At 49.8% G+C, this 16,497-nt stretch carries 18 protein-coding genes; all 18 read right to left on the bottom strand.

The window, feature by feature from the left end; genetic code table 11:
* Position 1: 1 nt before the first annotated feature.
* The gene (rplV, locus tag BLQ36_RS00755; protein WP_033169662.1) at positions 2-337 is read right to left on the bottom strand and encodes a 50S ribosomal protein L22; all 336 of its coding nucleotides are present in this window, start codon (positions 335-337) and stop codon (positions 2-4) included.
* A gap of 21 nt (positions 338-358) precedes the next feature.
* Positions 359-640, bottom strand: a complete 282-nt coding sequence (rpsS, locus tag BLQ36_RS00760; RefSeq protein ID WP_033169663.1) for a 30S ribosomal protein S19 — start codon at positions 638-640, stop codon at positions 359-361.
* A 52-nt stretch (positions 641-692) separates the two neighbouring features.
* Positions 693-1,520: a 50S ribosomal protein L2 gene (gene rplB, locus BLQ36_RS00765; RefSeq protein ID WP_033169664.1), complete on the bottom strand. Its 828-nt coding sequence runs from the start codon at positions 1,518-1,520 to the stop codon at positions 693-695.
* A gap of 23 nt (positions 1,521-1,543) precedes the next feature.
* Positions 1,544-1,825 (bottom strand): 50S ribosomal protein L23, encoded by a 282-nt coding sequence (gene rplW, locus BLQ36_RS00770; protein WP_033169665.1) that lies wholly within the window; start codon positions 1,823-1,825, stop codon positions 1,544-1,546.
* Positions 1,825-2,448, bottom strand: coding sequence for a 50S ribosomal protein L4 (gene rplD, locus BLQ36_RS00775; protein ID WP_033169666.1), 624 nt, complete (start codon positions 2,446-2,448; stop codon positions 1,825-1,827). Before rplD ends, rplW begins: the two co-directional genes overlap by 1 nt.
* A gap of 23 nt (positions 2,449-2,471) precedes the next feature.
* Positions 2,472-3,116 carry a 50S ribosomal protein L3 gene (gene rplC, locus BLQ36_RS00780; RefSeq protein WP_033169667.1) on the bottom strand — a complete coding sequence of 215 codons (645 nt, stop codon included), beginning with the start codon at positions 3,114-3,116 and terminating at the stop codon, positions 2,472-2,474.
* Between the two features lie 18 nt (positions 3,117-3,134).
* On the bottom strand, positions 3,135-3,446 hold the full coding sequence (rpsJ, locus tag BLQ36_RS00785; protein ID WP_014423834.1) for a 30S ribosomal protein S10: 312 nt from the start codon (positions 3,444-3,446) through the stop codon (positions 3,135-3,137).
* Between the two features lie 178 nt (positions 3,447-3,624).
* Complete coding sequence (gene tuf, locus BLQ36_RS00790) at positions 3,625-4,818, bottom strand: elongation factor Tu (RefSeq protein WP_074513529.1); 1,194 nt, start codon at positions 4,816-4,818, stop codon at positions 3,625-3,627.
* A 17-nt stretch (positions 4,819-4,835) separates the two neighbouring features.
* Positions 4,836-6,914 (bottom strand): elongation factor G, encoded by a 2,079-nt coding sequence (gene fusA / locus BLQ36_RS00795; protein ID WP_074513530.1) that lies wholly within the window; start codon positions 6,912-6,914, stop codon positions 4,836-4,838.
* Positions 6,915-6,949: 35 nt separating this feature from the next.
* A complete protein-coding gene (gene rpsG, locus BLQ36_RS00800) occupies positions 6,950-7,420 on the bottom strand; it encodes a 30S ribosomal protein S7 (protein ID WP_005842089.1) in 471 nt (156 codons plus the stop codon).
* Between the two features lie 41 nt (positions 7,421-7,461).
* Positions 7,462-7,839: a 30S ribosomal protein S12 gene (gene rpsL, locus BLQ36_RS00805; RefSeq protein ID WP_021771527.1), complete on the bottom strand. Its 378-nt coding sequence runs from the start codon at positions 7,837-7,839 to the stop codon at positions 7,462-7,464.
* 89 nt (positions 7,840-7,928) lie between these two features.
* Positions 7,929-8,174 (bottom strand): ribosomal L7Ae/L30e/S12e/Gadd45 family protein, encoded by a 246-nt coding sequence (locus BLQ36_RS00810; RefSeq protein ID WP_074513531.1) that lies wholly within the window; start codon positions 8,172-8,174, stop codon positions 7,929-7,931.
* A 236-nt stretch (positions 8,175-8,410) separates the two neighbouring features.
* Positions 8,411-10,414 carry a transketolase gene (tkt, locus tag BLQ36_RS00815; protein ID WP_074513532.1) on the bottom strand — a complete coding sequence of 668 codons (2,004 nt, stop codon included), beginning with the start codon at positions 10,412-10,414 and terminating at the stop codon, positions 8,411-8,413.
* A gap of 170 nt (positions 10,415-10,584) precedes the next feature.
* Positions 10,585-10,947: a chorismate mutase gene (gene aroH / locus BLQ36_RS00820; RefSeq protein ID WP_033169672.1), complete on the bottom strand. Its 363-nt coding sequence runs from the start codon at positions 10,945-10,947 to the stop codon at positions 10,585-10,587.
* A 14-nt stretch (positions 10,948-10,961) separates the two neighbouring features.
* Positions 10,962-12,563, bottom strand: coding sequence for an ABC1 kinase family protein (locus BLQ36_RS00825; RefSeq protein ID WP_074513533.1), 1,602 nt, complete (start codon positions 12,561-12,563; stop codon positions 10,962-10,964).
* 32 nt (positions 12,564-12,595) lie between these two features.
* Positions 12,596-14,215 (bottom strand): ABC-F family ATP-binding cassette domain-containing protein, encoded by a 1,620-nt coding sequence (locus tag BLQ36_RS00830; protein ID WP_033169674.1) that lies wholly within the window; start codon positions 14,213-14,215, stop codon positions 12,596-12,598.
* A 48-nt stretch (positions 14,216-14,263) separates the two neighbouring features.
* Positions 14,264-15,028: a glucosaminidase domain-containing protein gene (locus BLQ36_RS00835; RefSeq protein WP_074513669.1), complete on the bottom strand. Its 765-nt coding sequence runs from the start codon at positions 15,026-15,028 to the stop codon at positions 14,264-14,266.
* A gap of 75 nt (positions 15,029-15,103) precedes the next feature.
* Positions 15,104-16,390 (bottom strand): NCS2 family permease, encoded by a 1,287-nt coding sequence (locus BLQ36_RS00840; RefSeq protein WP_074513534.1) that lies wholly within the window; start codon positions 16,388-16,390, stop codon positions 15,104-15,106.
* Between the last annotated feature and the right edge of the window lie 107 nt (positions 16,391-16,497).

Consider the following 16,497-nt stretch of genomic DNA (forward strand, 5'->3'; position numbering starts at 1 on the left):
ATTAGTTCTTCTCGTCGACGACGATGGTTACATGGGACGTGCGCTTCAAAATCTTGAAAGCCTGTCCACGGGAACGCGGATGGATACGTTTGAGCGTCGGACCCTGGTCAGCGAAAGCCGTTTTGATAAACAGCTTGTCAACGTCCATATCAAAATTGTTCTCAGCGTTTGCAACAGCGGAACGCAGAACCTTCTCTACTACATCAGCGCCAGCTTTCGGCGTGAATTTAAGGATCGCAAATGCCTCTGCAACGTTCTTGCCACGGATAAGATCCAGGACGATACGAACTTTGCGCGGAGTGATGCGAACAAATTTAGCTACTGCTTTAGATTCCACAAGGATTCTCCTTTCGCAAAATTATCTAAGTCCGGTCTTTCTCTCTTCGCCAGCATGACCCTTGAACGTACGGGTCGGTGCGAATTCGCCGAGTTTATGACCAACCATATCTTCCGTGATGTAAACCGGTACATGTTTACGGCCGTCATGAACGGCAATCGTGTGACCGACGAAATCAGGGAAAATCGTGGAGCTTCTCGACCAGGTCTTTACAACTTTTTTATCGTTAGCTTCGTTGAGAGCCTCGATTTTCTTCATGAGGCTTTCTGCAACGTAAGGTCCCTTTTTAATAGATCTTGACAAAGTGTCTCCTCCTTTCGTCAGGCGGCTTCAAGCAGCCTGTCGATTTCTATGATTATTTCGTACGTCCTTTGACGATGAGACGATCCGAAGCTTTCTTGCGACGAGTCTTGGCACCCATAGCGCATTTGCCCCACTTCGTAACAGGGTTCTTGCGGCCGACTGGGGAACGACCCTCACCACCACCATGCGGATGGTCATTCGGGTTCATTGCAGTACCACGGTTCTCCGGACGAACGCCCAGCCAACGGTTACGGCCTGCTTTACCAATCGTGATGTTCTCATGCTCGTGGTTACCAACTTCACCGATCGTTGCACGGCAATTGATGTGAACCTTACGAAGCTCGCCAGACGGCATACGAAGGAGTGCATAGTCGCCTTCCTTTGCCATGAGCTGAGCAGAAGTACCAGCACTACGAACGAGCTGAGCACCCTTGCCAATCTTAAGCTCAATGTTATGGATGGTAGTACCAACCGGAATGTTCTTCAGCGGAAGAGCGTTACCGACTTTGATATCGGATTCCGGACCGGAAACAACCTTGTCACCAACCTTGAGACCATTCGGTGCGAGGATGTAGCGCTTCTCACCATCAACATAGTTGAGGAGAGCGATGCGTGCGCTGCGGTTCGGGTCGTACTCGATGGTAGCGACGCGAGCCGGGATACCGTCCTTATTGCGTTTGAAGTCGATCACGCGATAAAGGCGTTTGTGGCCGCCACCCTGATGGCGAACGGTCAGTTTACCCTGCTGGTTACGGCCGCCTTTTTTCGTCAGGCGCTCAGTCAGGGATTTCTCAGGCTTGCTTGCCGTGATTTCGTCGAACGAAGCAACGGTCATGAAGCGACGGCCTGCAGAATATGGTTTAAAACTCTTTACTGCCACTTAAATGTACCTCCTTTTCTCAATTATGCTTCGAAGAACTCAATGCTTTCGCCAGCAGCGAGTTTAACGATAGCTTTTTTATAGTCAGAACGCTTGCCCATCGTACGGCCCATGCGTTTCGTTTTACCCAGTACATTGACTGTGTTGACTTTTTCAACTTTAACGTTGAAGATTTCAGCAACAGCTTTAGCAATCTCGATCTTGTTGGCTGCTTTCGCAACAACGAAGACGTATTTGCCCTCAGCCATGAGCTGAGTCGTTCTCTCAGTGATCAGCGGACGGATCAGGATATCACGTGCTTCCATTATGCGAATACCTCCTCGATACGGGTGATGGCATCCTTCGTGATGAACAGTTTGTCATGATTCAGGATATCAAAGACATTCAGGCCCATCGTGTTGATAGCTTTTACACCCGGAATGTTGCGTGCGGACTTCTCTACATTCTCAGCTTCATCGCAAGTGATGAGGAGTGCTTTGGAGTCAACGCTGAAATCGCCAAGCATTTTGACGACCTGGCTCGTTTTCGGAGCATCAAAGTTGAGGCTGTCGAGAACTACGAGCTCACCGCTCTTAACTTTATCGGAAAGTGCGCATTTGATAGCGAGACGACGCTGTTTACGCGGCATCGTGAAAGCGTACTTACGCGGATGCGGTCCAAAGACCGTGCCGCCACCTACCCACAGCGGGCTGCGCGTCGAACCAGCACGTGCACGACCAGTACCTTTCTGCTTCCAAGGTTTGCGGCCACCGCCACGGACGAAGCTTCTCGTCTTCGTAGCATGAGTGCCGAGGCGCTGTGCTGCGAGCTGCATTACAACAGCCTGATGCAGAAGACCTGCGTTCATCTCTACGCTGAAGATGCTGTCATTCAATTCGATATCGCCAACTTTTTTGTTGGTGATGTCATAAACTGCTACATTAGCCATAATTTAGGTTATCCTCCTTCCAATTAGTTTTTGCCCGGTTTAACGGTATTTTTGATCACAACGAAGCTCTTCTTCGGGCCCGGAATAGCACCCTTGATGAGAATCAGGTTGCGGTCTGCATCAACACGGACAACCGTGAGGCGCTGAACCGTAACACGCTCGCCACCCATGCGGCCCGGCAGTTTCTTGCCTTTGAGCACGCGTCCACCAGGACCACTGATCATTGCGCCAGTGGAACCCGGCTCGCGGTGGGATTTGGAACCATGTCCCATAGGACCACGGGCGAAGTTGTGACGTTTGATACCGCCGGCAAAACCTTTACCTTTGGAAGTACCCGTAACATCGACTAATTCTCCAGCACTAAATATGTCAACGCCGATGGAATCACCGACTTTATATTCAGAAGGATCCTGAAGACGCATCTCGCGGATGAATTTTACCGGTTTAACACCAGCTTTAGCGAAATGACCCTTCATTGGTTTATTTACTTTAAATTCCTTAACTTCACCGAAGCCAAGCTGAACAGCATTGTAACCGTCATTTTCGACCGTCTTGTTCTGGATAACGATGTTGTTACCAGACTCAACAACCGTAACAGGAACAACTTTGCCCTCTTCCGTGAAGATCTGAGTCATGCCCAGTTTTCTACCTAAAATTGCTTTAGACATTCATTCCACCTCCTCGGATTATAATTTGATTTCGATGTCTACACCAGCCGGAAGGTCAAGGCGCATCAGCGCATCTACCGTCTTGTTCGTCGGCTGCAGGATGTCGATAAGACGCTTATGAGTTCTCATCTCGAACTGCTCGCGGGAATCCTTATTGACATGCGGGGAACGCAAAATCGTGTAGATATTCTTCTCCGTCGGGAGTGGAATCGGACCAGATACCATTGCACCAGTCTTCTTTGCAGTATCCACAATCTTTACTGCGCTCTGATCGAGGGCTTTATGATCATAAGCCTTCAAACGGATTCTAATCTTTTGATTCTTAGACAATTGTTTTTCCTCCTTATCGTCCGGACTCTCGGCCCAAACATTTCTCCGTAACAGTTCCCTCGGACAATGCCGAGCCATCTGCCACGTCATCGCATTGGGGGGTACCATATTATTTTAAACCTTTAAATAAGAGCGACGCGAGCGCCGCTCTTACCTATTGGTTTAATTGACTTGGAAATTAGCCTTCAACTTCCGTTACGCGGCCAGCACCAACCGTGTGACCACCTTCGCGGATAGCGAAACGCAGACCCTTCTCGATAGCGATCGGGGTGATGAGCTCAACGTCCATCTCGACGTTATCGCCAGGCATAACCATCTCCGTGCCAGCCGGCAGGGAAACAACACCCGTAACGTCCGTCGTACGGAAGTAGAACTGCGGACGATAGTTCGTGAAGAACGGAGTATGACGGCCGCCCTCTTCTTTCGTCAGGACATAAACCTGAGCTTTGAACTTCGTGTGCGGGTTGATCGTGCCCGGCTTAGCCAGAACCTGGCCGCGCTCGATCTCTTTGCGGTCGATACCACGGAGCAGAGCACCGATGTTATCACCAGCAACAGCGCTATCGAGCATCTTACGGAACATCTCGATACCCGTAACAACCGTCTGTTTCGGCTCATCCTGAAGACCAACGATCTCAACCGTATCGTTCAGTTTCAGCTCACCACGCTCAACACGGCCCGTAGCAACCGTACCACGGCCAGTGATCGTGAAGACGTCCTCGACCGGCATCAGGAACGGTTTATCCGTGTCACGAGTCGGAGTCGGGATGTACTCATCAACAGCGTTCATGAGCTCAACGATCTTAGCTTTCATGTCAGCATCGCCTTCGAGAGCTTTCAGAGCGGAACCTGCAACAACAGGGATGTCATCGCCCGGGAAATCGTAGCTGGAGAGCAGCTCACGAACTTCCATCTCAACGAGCTCGAGGAGCTCTTCATCGTCAACCTGGTCAACTTTGTTCAGGAAGACAACGATTGCCGGAACACCGACCTGACGAGCGAGCAGGATGTGCTCACGAGTCTGCGGCATCGGGCCATCAGCAGCGGAAACAACGAGGATAGCACCATCCATCTGAGCAGCACCAGTGATCATGTTCTTGACATAGTCAGCATGGCCCGGGCAGTCAACGTGTGCATAGTGACGTTTTTCCGTCTCATACTCAACGTGTGCCGTGTTGATGGTGATACCGCGCTCACGCTCTTCCGGAGCCTTATCGATATCAGCGTAGTCCTCGAATGCAGCCTTGCAGCCTTCCGTCTCGGACAGAACTTTCGTGATAGCAGCCGTCAGCGTCGTCTTGCCATGGTCAACGTGACCAATGGTGCCGATGTTAACATGCGGTTTAGTTCTTTCAAACTTTTCTTTAGCCATTGTAAAATTTTCCTCCCTTATTCGCCTTTGTTTTTAGCAATAACCTTTTCGGCTATATTTTTAGGAACTTCATCATAGTAAGCTACTTCCATGCTGTAGTTCCCTCGGCCCTGAGTTTTGGAACGGAGATCCGTCGAATAACCGAACATTTCGGAAAGCGGAACAAATCCGTTGATGACCTGAGCACCATTGCGCGCTTCCATACCATCGATACGGCCACGGCGAGAGTTCAAGTCACCGATTACATCGCCCATGTACTCTTCCGGAACGACAACTTCGACTTTAACATACGGCTCAAGGAGAACCGGGTTAGCCTTTTCGCAACCGTTCTTGAATGCCATGGAACCAGCAACTTTAAATGCTGCCTCAGAGGAGTCGACCTCGTGGTAAGAACCATCGAATACGATAGCCTTGATGTCGACCATCGGATAACCAGCGACAACACCAGCTTCCATAGCCTGCTTTACGCCGGCTTCGATCGGGTTGATGAATTCCTTCGGAATAGCACCACCAACGACCTTGTTTTCGAAGCTGAAGCCTTCGCCCGGCTCCTGCGGAATGAGTTCGAGCCAGCAATGACCATACTGACCATGACCACCGGACTGACGAACGAACTTACCTTCAGCCTTAACCGTGTTGCGGATCGTCTCACGATATGCAACCTGCGGCTCACCGACTTTGCAGTCAACATGGAACTCGCGGAGCATACGGTCAACGATAATCTGAAGATGAAGCTCACCCATACCAGAGATGATCGTCTGGCCAGTTTCCTGATCCGTACGAACGCGGAACGTCGGATCCTCTTCAGCGAGTTTCTGGAGAGCAACGCCCATCTTCTCCTGGTCGTTCTTCGTTGCCGGTTCAACAGCAACGGAGATAACCGGATCCGGGAACTCCATGGACTCGAGGATAATCGGTGCGTTCTCGTCGCAGAGCGTGTCGCCCGTCGTCGTGTCTTTCAGACCGACAGCAGCAGCGATGTCACCGGAGTAAACCTTATCGATTTCCTTACGGTTGTTGGCATGCATCTGGAGGATACGGCCAATACGCTCTTTCTTACCCTTCGTCGAGTTGAATACGTAGGAACCAGCATCGAGTACACCGGAGTATACACGGAAGAATGCCAGTTTACCGACATACGGGTCAGTCATGATTTTGAATGCCAGTGCGGAGAACGGCTCGCTGTCGCTAGACGGGCGATGGTCTTCTGCACCAGTATCCGGATTTACACCAGCGATCGGCGGGATATCCGTCGGAGCCGGCATATAATCAACGATAGCATCGAGCAACGGCTGAACGCCCTTGTTACGGTAAGAAGTACCGCAGGTTACCGGAACAAGTTCACCAGCGAGGGTGCCCTTACGGATAACCTTTTTGATCTCTTCTTCCGAAATCTCTTCGCCACCGAGGTATTTCTCCATGAATTCGTCATCGAGTTCGGAAAGTGCTTCGAGGAGCTTTTCACGATACTCATCAGCCTGATCCTTCATGTCGTCCGGGATAGCAATCTCATCAGCGACCTTACCGAGGTCATCCTCATATACGATTGCTTCCATCTTGACCAGGTCGATGATGCCTTCGAACGTATCTTCAGCACCGATTGGCAGCTGAATTGCTACAGCGTTAGCCTGCAGACGTTCATGCATCATATCGATAACGTTGAAGAAGTTTGCGCCGGTGATGTCCATTTTGTTGACATACGCCATGCGCGGAACATGATAGCGCTCAGCCTGACGCCATACGGTCTCAGTCTGCGGCTCAACGCCACCACGTGCAGTCAGAACTGCAACCGTGCCATCAAGGACACGCAAGGAACGCTCAACCTCTACCGTGAAATCCACGTGACCCGGCGTATCAATAATGTTGATACGATGATCTTTCCAGTGACAGGTCGTTGCAGCAGACGTAATCGTGATACCACGTTCCTGCTCCTGAACCATCCAGTCCATGGTAGCAGCGCCTTCATGAACCTCACCGATTTTGTGGTTTACACCCGTGTAGAAGAGGATACGCTCAGTAGTAGTCGTTTTACCGGCATCGATGTGAGCCATGATACCGATATTACGAGTTTTTTCAAGGGAATACTCTCTTGCCACTTTTAATATCGCTCCTTAATAATTATAAGAAAGGATTACCAACGATAGTGAGCGAAAGCCTTGTTGGCCTCTGCCATCTTGTGCGTATCTTCTTTCTTTTTAATAGCTGCGCCCGTGTTGTTTGCGGCATCCATGAGCTCGCCCGAGAGGCGCTCATCCATGGTTTTTTCACCGCGGAGACGTGCGTAGTTGACGATCCAGCGAATGCCGAGCGTCATACGACGGTCCGGACGAACCTCAACCGGAACCTGGTAGTTAGCACCACCGACGCGACGTGCGCGTACCTCGAGGACCGGCATAACATTTTTGAGAGCAGTCTCAAAAACTTCCAGTGGATCCTTGCCCGTTTTAGCACGGATCGTTTCGAACGCATCGTATACAACGCGCTCAGCAACGCTCTTCTTACCAGAAAGCATTACTTTGTTGATGAATTTCGTAACCGTTTTGCTGTGGTACACCGGATCCGGCAGTACGTCACGCTTAGGTACGGAACCTTTTCTTGGCATTGATTTACCTCCTTATCATAGTCTTCATTTACGAAGCTGTATTATTTCTTTTTCGCGCGTTTCGCACCGTACTTCGAACGGCCCTGACCACGATCCTGCACACCGGCAGTATCGAGAGAACCACGAATGATGTGGTAACGAACACCTGGCAGGTCCTTAACACGACCGCCGCGGATCAGAACAACACTATGCTCCTGAAGATTATGACCAATGCCCGGGATGTATGCGGTAACCTCGATGCTGTTCGTCAAACGAACACGAGCTACCTTACGCAGTGCCGAGTTCGGTTTCTTCGGCGTAGACGTGTATACACGCGTGCAAACGCCACGTTTCTGCGGGCAATTCTTGAGTGCTGGTGCTTTGGACTTCTCCTGCATGCTCTTTCTGCTCTTACGAACTAACTGATTGATAGTAGGCATACATGCACCTCCTTCCTTCATATTGAGAATTTATTATTTATTAAAACTCCAAAGCAAGCTTTGAAGTTTTTAACAAATATACTAGAACCTTACTTCAGGACTGCCACCGCCGCAGCACCGACTTCGATGCCACACGCCTGTCCAAGCTCCTTCATCGTCTCCGCATGGCCTACCGGAATTTCACTTTCCTGGCAAAGGGCCTTCAACGGTTCGATTACCCGGTCATCTGCATCATCCGCAACATAAACCGTCTGGACATTTCCACGTTTCACAGCTTTGGTAGCCTGTTTGATACCAATCACCCGATTGGCACTTTTCAGTGTATCCAGTGTCATTGTTTTCACTCCCCTGTATCACTAAATCATGCGCTCAAATCAGGCACTTCTATATATTAGCACCCGCCAAAATGCTTGTCAACACTTTATTTATAAAGATTCATGTGCACACGTCACCTAGCGTATCGTAATGCTGAAAAAATTTTTTCATTCCAGAAAATGTCCGCGATTCATATACAAACCCCCGGTTGAGATGGATTTTTCATCTCAACCGGGGTTGCTAAAATTATAATAATTTATTTGTTATCCGAAATAACCTTCTTGGCAACTTCAACAACATGCTCAACCGTGAAACCAAATTTCTTGAAGAGCAGTGGTCCCGGAGCAGAAGCGCCGAAGCCTTCCATGCAGATCGATGCACCATCGAGGCCTACATATTTGCCCCAGCCAAAGTCCGAAAGTGCCTCAACCGATACACGAGCACGAACATTCTTCGGCAGGACGCTTGCCTTATAAGCATCGCTCTGCTGCTCAAAGAGATCCAGGCACGGCATAGAAACGACGCGGACATCCAGCCCTTCTTTAGCAAGTTCTGCCTGGGCATCAACAGCCAGCGAGACTTCCGAACCGGAAGCCATCAGGATACCATCCATGTTAGCAGCATCCTTTGCCTCGGATACGACATAAGCACCCTTAAGTGCCTCTTTGCTGGAACCAGCCAGCTGCGGCAGGTTCTGACGGGTAAGTACCAGAGCCGTCGGCGTCTTATCAGCCGTAATAGCCAGATACCAGCCAGCTGCCGTCTCCGTTGCATCAGCCGGACGGAATACGTTGAGGTTCGGCATAGCGCGGAGCATAGCCAGCTGCTCAATCGGCTCATGGGTCGGGCCATCTTCGCCAACACCGATGCTGTCATGGGTCAGAACATAGGTAACCGGAATATTCATGAGCGAAGCCAGACGCATCATCGGCTTCGTGTAATCGCTGAATACGAAGAACGTAGCGACATAGGTGCGGAGACCACCGTGCAGCGTAATACCGTTAGCCATAGCAGCCATAGCCAGCTCACGGATACCGAAGTGCAGATTGCGGCCAGCATAGTTGTCTTTGCTGAAATCGCTCTCGCCATTCATCATCGTCTTGTTGGACGGTGCCAGGTCAGCACTGCCGCCGATTAGCTGCGGAACCATATCCTTGATGCGATTGATCATAACACCGGAAAGGTTGCGAGTTGCCTGTGCTTTATCCTCATAAGCCCAGAATGCTTCATCATTCATCAGCTTATCGGCATCAACCGGCGCATGGAATTTCTCCCAACGAGCCTTTTCTTCCGGGAACTTCTCGCAATACTCAGCAAAGAGCTTATTCCATTTCTCTTCCTCAGCTGCCCCCTGGGCTGCGAGTTCTTCATAATGAGCATAAACTTCCTGCGGAATGTTGAAGGTCTTCTCCGGTTCCGGCCAACCAAGATTTTCCTTGAGGGCCTTTACGTTTTCCTCACCCAGCGGTTCGCCATGGGCACTAGCTTTACCCTGTTTAGCCGGGCAACCGTAGCCGATCTGCGTCTTAACCGTGATGAAGGACGGATGTTCTTTATCTGCCTTAGCAGCTTCAATAGCCTTGCCAATAGCTTCGAGGTCATTACCATCTTCAACCGTAATCGTCTGGAAGCCAAAGGAAGCCATACGAGCCTGAACATTCTCCGTAAATGCGATGTCCGTATCACCCTCAATGGAGATTTTGTTGGAATCATAAAGGACAATCAGTTTGGACAGGCCCAGAGTACCGGCCAGCGAGAAGGCCTCGGAGGAAATACCTTCCATCATGCAGCCATCGCCACCCAGAGCGAAGGTGTAATGGTCAACGACTTCATAACCCGGACGATTGAATTCAGCAGCCAGATGTGCTTCAGCCATTGCCATACCAACAGCCATACCCATACCAGCGCCCAGCGGACCAGTCGTAGCTTCAACGCCAACCGTATGACCATACTCCGGATGTCCCGGCGTCAGCGAACCATCCTGACGGAACTGTTTCATATCATCCAGCGTCAAGCCATAGCCAAAGAAATGAAGCAACGAATACAGCAGCGAGGAACCATGGCCTCCCGAAAGAACAAAGCGATCACGATTTGCCCATTTCGGGTTCTTGCCATTGTGCTTCATGTGTTTAGCCCACAGCTCATAAGCCATGGCAGCGCTGCCAAGGGGCAGCCCCGGATGACCGGAATTAGCCTTCTGGATTGCATCTGCTGCCAAAACACGAATGGCATTAACACACGTCGTATCAATGTTACTCAAGGTATATCTCTCCTTATCCTATGAAAGATTTGTATTATATCACAAACTTCATTCTACTAGATTCCTCGGTAAATGTACAGTATTCTTGCGTATTTTCATAAATTTCTTTTATCGCGTCGTAAGAAACGATTATATACAGTTTCATTGTTTGACAATTGCCGGCTAAAATATCAGAAATTGCGCAAATCGGGGCGCAATTCCTGGGCACGTCCCATATAGACATGCTGAATTTCTGACTGCTTGCGCTCGGTATCCACCAATAACAAAACGCGGATGCAATGGTCCATCGATTCATCAATCGCACACTGGCGCGTATCAAATAACGGAACCAAATCAAAGCCCGGAAGTTGGCGGGCTCCCGTAGAAGGAAATGCGGCCGTAAGGTCATCCGTAGCAGAAAAAATAACTGCTCCAATGTCCTCTGCCTGCACTTTATTCCGGCGCAAAATCTGCGACAACAAAATTCTGGCAGCCTGCCATATTTCTTCTTTTTTGTTTTCACCAACGGTGATAGCACCACGAATGCCTCTCATGGTATTTCTCCTCCTTAACGGCCTTTATGAATTTCCCATATTATACGCATACTGAGTATAAACGCTATCAAATATCCTACAAAACCAAGCAGTGGAATCTCCATGATTTTGGGAGTCATCTGCGTTGTGCAAATCGTACTGGACCCTAAAAGCAACGCGGCTACCAGCAGGGCTAAAATAAGTTTATTAATCATCTGGTCAACTTTGCGCAAGGGCTCTTCTGAGCCTGTAAGATCCAGATTTACTTTCGTCTGACCACTCATGGTCATCTTCAAAATATCCGAAATCTGTTCTGGAAGCTGAGCCGACTTGCGAAGCAGGAGAAATCCCTCCCTTTTCGCCTTATCCAGCTCATCCCGCCAGTGGAAGTGCTTCTTATAATCCAAAGCCAGACTTTTGGCAAAAATTTCCACAAAACTGACTTTCGGGCAGCACATCCGCATAACGCCCTCTACGGTTAACACACCGCGGGCAAACATCGACAGCCCCTGGGGGCAGCCAATATGGTGAACCCGCATGAGATTCATGATTTGACGGGTCAATACCCCCATCTGCAAATCACTGAAATCCAAGGAACCATATTGAGATAGCATTGCATCAAGGTCCTGATAAAGGGCTGTGTGATTGATTTTCCCTCGAACCACACCTAAGGAAAGAACCGCCGCCTTCATCTCAAAGGTATCGTGACTTGTCAAAGCAAATACCGCTTTTCGGATAGCCGCCCGGTCTCTACCGGAAAGACGTCCGACCATGCCCAAATCCAACCAGACAATCCGGCCATTTCGTATCCAGATATTTCCCGGATGCGGGTCAGCATGAAAAAAACCGTCTTCAATAATCTGCTTGACGTAGTTCTCCCCCAACCGATGTCCCAATTGGTCAATGTCGTAGCCACGGCTTTTGAGCTGTTCAAAGTCATCGATGCGAATTCCCTCCACCGACTCCATCACCAGAATATGCTGGGTCGACAGCTGCCGATAAACGTGCGGACAGGTTATATACTCCACATCACGATTCAAGTGCTGAAATTCTTCAATATGGTCAGCTTCCATGAGAAAGTCCATTTCCTGCTTGGCAATGGTCCACATCTCATCTAACACCATATTGAAGTCAACCACATCCTGCGAATGGCTCACAATCTTTAACAGCGTTGCCGCCCGTTTTAGCAGGACGATATCCTGATTCATGATATCGTAGATACCAGGCCGTTGAACCTTGACGACAACTTTTTCTCCCGTAGTCAAAATCGCCCGATGAACCTGCGCAATGCTGGCCGACCCCAATGCTTCTTCATCGATATAGGAAAAGACTTTGTTCCAGCGCCGGCTGTATTCCTGTTCGATTACCCCTAGGATAACAGAAAAGGGCAGCGGCTTGGCCGACGATTGCAGTTTCATCAGTTCATCGCAATACTCCGGGGGTAAAAAATCCGGACGCATGCTCATGACCTGTCCTAACTTTACGAAGGTCGGGCCCAAATCTTCCAATACCAAACGAAGCTTGATTGGCGTCATACCACGAACGACATCTCGTTTGCGCAAAACACCCACCATGCCCCGCAGCCTGGCAGTAGCTCCAGCATCTTCTATTTTATTTTGAAAGAAATCTCCAAGCATAGTGCCAGACTCCTTCAAGAATAAATCCGTGATTATTTCTTATACTTTTCTGCCAACTGCTGCTTAACCGTCTCGTTGGAAAGATAGTCATCATAAGTCGAAACACGGTCTACAACACCGTCTGGCGTGATTTCAATAATACGGTTGGCAATGGTCTGAACGAACTCATGGTCATGGGACGTAAAGAGTGCCGTGTGATTGAATGCAATCATACCATTATTGAGGGCCGTAATCGACTCCAGGTCAAGATGGTTGGTAGGTTCATCCAAAATCAGAACATTAGCCCCCGAAAGCATCATGCGGGAAAGCATGCAGCGTACGCGCTCACCACCGGAGAGAACGGACGCCTTTTTAAGGCTTTCCTCACCGGAAAACAACATACGTCCCAAGAAGCCGCGAACGAAAGTCTCATCCGGGTCCTTGGAATACTGGCGGAGCCAGTCCACCAGGCTCAGGTCAACCCCGTCAAAATACTTGCTGTTATCTGCTGGCAGATAAGCCCGCGTCGTGGTAACGCCCCATTTAAACGTACCAGCATCCGGCTCTTCTTCACCCATGAGAATCTTGAACAGCATCGTCTTGCCAATGGTATTCGGGCCAACGAAGGCAACCTTGTCGCCTTTTTTCAACGTAAAGCTGACATTCTTTAATACCTGCTCGCCATCAACCGTCTTACAAAGGCCATCTACCTGCAGCAGCTGATCACCAGCCTCACGGTCTGGAGAAAAGGCAATATACGGATAGCGGCGGGAAGACGGCTTGATATCTTCAACCTGAATTTTATCCAACAGCTTCTTGCGGCTCGTTGCCTGCTTGGATTTGGCTGCATTAGCTGCAAAGCGGGCAATGAAGGCCTGCAGTTCCTTGATTTTCTCCTCAGCCTTCTTGTTCTGCTCTTTCTGCAGCTGCAGAGCCAGCTGGCTGGACTGATACCAGAAATCGTAGTTACCGGTATAGAGTTTGATTTCGCCAAAGTCAACATCACAGATATGGGTGCAGACCTGATTGAGGAAGTGACGGTCATGGGATACGACGATAACCGTGTTTTCAAAACCAGCCAGGAAGTTTTCCAACCAGTTGATGGATTCAACATCAAGATGGTTAGTCGGCTCGTCCAGCAAGAGGATGTCCGGATTGCCAAAAAGCGCCTGGGCCAGAAGAACGCGAACCTTCTCCTTAGCCGTAAGCTCCGACATCATCATCTCGTGCTCAGCATCCGGAATACCGAGGCCATTGAGAAGGCGTGCCGCCTCGGATTCAGCATCCCAGCCGTTGAGTTCTGCAAACTCTGCCTCAAGCTCCGAAGCCTTCATACCGTCTTCTTCACTGAAATCTGGTTTTGCATAAAGGGCATCCTTCTCATCCATAATCTGGACGAGGCGCTTGTTGCCCATGATAACCGTGCGCAGGACTTGATACTCATCAAAGGCATAATGATCCTGCTGCAGAACCGAAAGACGCTCCCCCGGCGTAATCTCGATATGACCACCGGTCGGCTCAATTTCACCGGACAGCAGTTTCAAAAAAGTCGATTTACCAGCGCCATTTGCACCGATAATACCATAGCAATTTCCCGGCGTAAATTTGAGGTTGACATCCTTGTACAGGACGCGCTTGCCAAACTGGAGGCTCACATTGTTGGTTGTAATCATTTCGTCTTTAGTTCCCTTCTTGGTATATATACTTGTTTATATCATTATTTACTTCATCAGCATTGCCCGGAACATGCTCATGATGCTCTGACCATAGCTGTATCCTGGTACTGCCCAACGGCCATTAAGATCTTCCCAATGGCCCAGGGTAGTGGAGCCATAGGAAGAGCGGACCAGTGAATAGCGCGGGTCTACCACCGTTGACGATGGCTGGCGGGTGGAAGCATAGGCCAGCAAGTGCTGAATCTGCGCGCGCACCCCCATCCGGGCCGAATCAAAATAAGCGCCCTTTACCTGGCTGCTAGTAGTGCCAAGCCCACAATAATTGTTCTGGTCCGGCGTTACCGTACCGCCATAGCGGAAGAAGCCCGTCTCCTTCAACGCCTGGGCAAAAGCCACGTCCGGGCGAATTCCCTCCCGGGCCCCTTCTTCATAATAGTAGGATACCAGCTCCTGCGGCGTTACCGAAATATTCGGGGTCGGATTAACGCTGAGCAAATAATCGACACACTGCTGCTGGCTAGCCATCGGCGTGCCAATAATGGAATCATCGTATTCTGAAACTGTCGTCGGCACGCTGACAGAAGATGTGTTTACGTCCTCTGCACCGTTTTTATGCGCTTTCAAAATGGCATCAATGCGCTCCTGGAACGCCTGCTGCTGCGCATTACGGGACACATTGCGGCTATTTCCCGTATTAACCGAACGCGTTGTCGTTACCATTGTCTGGTCCGTTCTGCTCGAATGACGCGCCTCACCAAAGGATGCGGTGGACAAAACCAAGGCCCCGGCCAACGTCCCGGCAACAATCATTTTCGGATAACGATTAAAATTCACGAAATGTACACTCCTTAATCTTCTTACTATCTTCTCTACATTATATGAAGCTCATAAAGCTGCATAAACAAAATAAAGGATAAACAGCGCTGCCAATATCCATGAAGCCAGAGGAATCTTTTTCCCCTCGCCAGCTGCCCCACGCAACAGGCAATAGCCAATCACTGCACAGCCCAAGCCAGCGGCCATATTGCCTGACAATGGCATAACCAACAGCAGACTGACAGCTGCTGCCAACTCTGGCAGTCTCCATTCGACAGGATTATGGCAAAATCCGCTTACCATCCGCTGAATCAGCATAAATCCTGCTCCCACTAAGACAGGAACTACCATCACCGGAAAATCCGCCAACGAACGAAGCACCGGCTCACAAAACAATGCGGCTGCTAGTAGCAGTGACGTTCCTAAAACAGTCAAAAGGCCACGGCCGCCACAGCTGCTGCCCACTGCCGATAACGGCGACAGGGACACGGGAATACTGCCTCCCAAAGAAGACACGCCCCCCACCGCGAATATCGCCGCCAAGGATTTTGCCTTCTTCTGCGATTCACTGGGAAGGATCTGCAAACCAGACCAATTCATGCTGCCCCATACCACCAACAAGGTGAGGACCGCCACTGCCTGTTTAGCCGCTTCCGAATCATTTCCCGGCAGCAGATTTAACTGCCAGGCAACTTTATCTAATCCCTCGGGAAGCATAAAAGGTGCATCGGGAAATCCCCAAAATCCTTCTGCAAAGGAAACAACCGCTGTGACCACAAAACCTAACAGCAAAGCCCCACGGAACTGCATGGCCATCATAACCAAGGTGAGCAAAATTCCCATGAGACCTAAGTATGCCATAGGATCCTGAAAATTACCTAACATCGAAACATTCCATGGCGAACGAATAAGGATGCGGGACTGTATCAGCCCCATGGTAATCAGCATGACGCCAATCCCACCGGGAATCAAACGGCATATAACAGGCGGAACAGCCTCTCGGCAATACCTGCTAACAGGGAGACAGGACAAAAGCAATCCCACTGCCGAGGCAACAAAACCTGCCCCTAATAACTGCTGCCAGGAAAGCCCTTGGGATATACCTGTCAGATATACCAGATAGCTGCTCACCGCCACTGATGGCATAACTGCCAAGGGTACGTGCACCAGCCCCATGACTAACGTCCCCAAAAGAGCAGCTAATATGGCAGCAGTATAGGCTCCAGCAAAGTCCATTCCCACCTCACGAAGCATAAGCGGAACCAAGACAAAGACCGGCAGCATCGAAATACCCATGATAATACCGGCGGCAAAATCCCGCCATTTATCCTGTTGCTTTTCCCCATGAAATGTCATGAACTTTCACCTTTCCCATTATATAACAATTTTATTCTATCACACCCAGCCTGAAAATAACAGTTTCCCCTGCTTATTTTCAGCTCACAATCGCGCTTTTAATGCTA

Origin of the sequence: Selenomonas sp. WCT3, from assembly GCA_900100835.1 — a bacterium.
Taxonomy (GTDB): domain Bacteria; phylum Bacillota; class Negativicutes; order Selenomonadales; family Selenomonadaceae; genus Selenomonas_A; species Selenomonas_A ruminantium_E.

Coding starts and splice junctions, on each gene's coding strand:
- rplC (WP_033169667.1), bottom strand. CDS start 3,116: ATGTCTAAAGCAATTTTAGGTAGAAAACTGGGCATGACTCAGATCTTC.
- BLQ36_RS00810 (WP_074513531.1), bottom strand. CDS start 8,174: ATGACACTGGATACACTGAAAAGTGCCAATCGGGTGATTGGTATCAAA.
- aroH (WP_033169672.1), bottom strand. CDS start 10,947: ATGAGAGGCATTCGTGGTGCTATCACCGTTGGTGAAAACAAAAAAGAA.
- BLQ36_RS00835 (WP_074513669.1), bottom strand. CDS start 15,028: ATGATTGTTGCCGGGACGTTGGCCGGGGCCTTGGTTTTGTCCACCGCA.
- rplD (WP_033169666.1), bottom strand. CDS start 2,448: ATGGCTAATGTAGCAGTTTATGACATCACCAACAAAAAAGTTGGCGAT.
- BLQ36_RS00840 (WP_074513534.1), bottom strand. CDS start 16,390: ATGACATTTCATGGGGAAAAGCAACAGGATAAATGGCGGGATTTTGCC.
- rplW (WP_033169665.1), bottom strand. CDS start 1,825: ATGGAAGCACGTGATATCCTGATCCGTCCGCTGATCACTGAGAGAACG.
- BLQ36_RS00825 (WP_074513533.1), bottom strand. CDS start 12,563: ATGCTTGGAGATTTCTTTCAAAATAAAATAGAAGATGCTGGAGCTACT.
- rpsG (WP_005842089.1), bottom strand. CDS start 7,420: ATGCCAAGAAAAGGTTCCGTACCTAAGCGTGACGTACTGCCGGATCCG.
- BLQ36_RS00830 (WP_033169674.1), bottom strand. CDS start 14,215: ATGATTACAACCAACAATGTGAGCCTCCAGTTTGGCAAGCGCGTCCTG.
- tuf (WP_074513529.1), bottom strand. CDS start 4,818: ATGGCTAAAGAAAAGTTTGAAAGAACTAAACCGCATGTTAACATCGGC.
- rpsL (WP_021771527.1), bottom strand. CDS start 7,839: ATGCCTACTATCAATCAGTTAGTTCGTAAGAGCAGAAAGAGCATGCAG.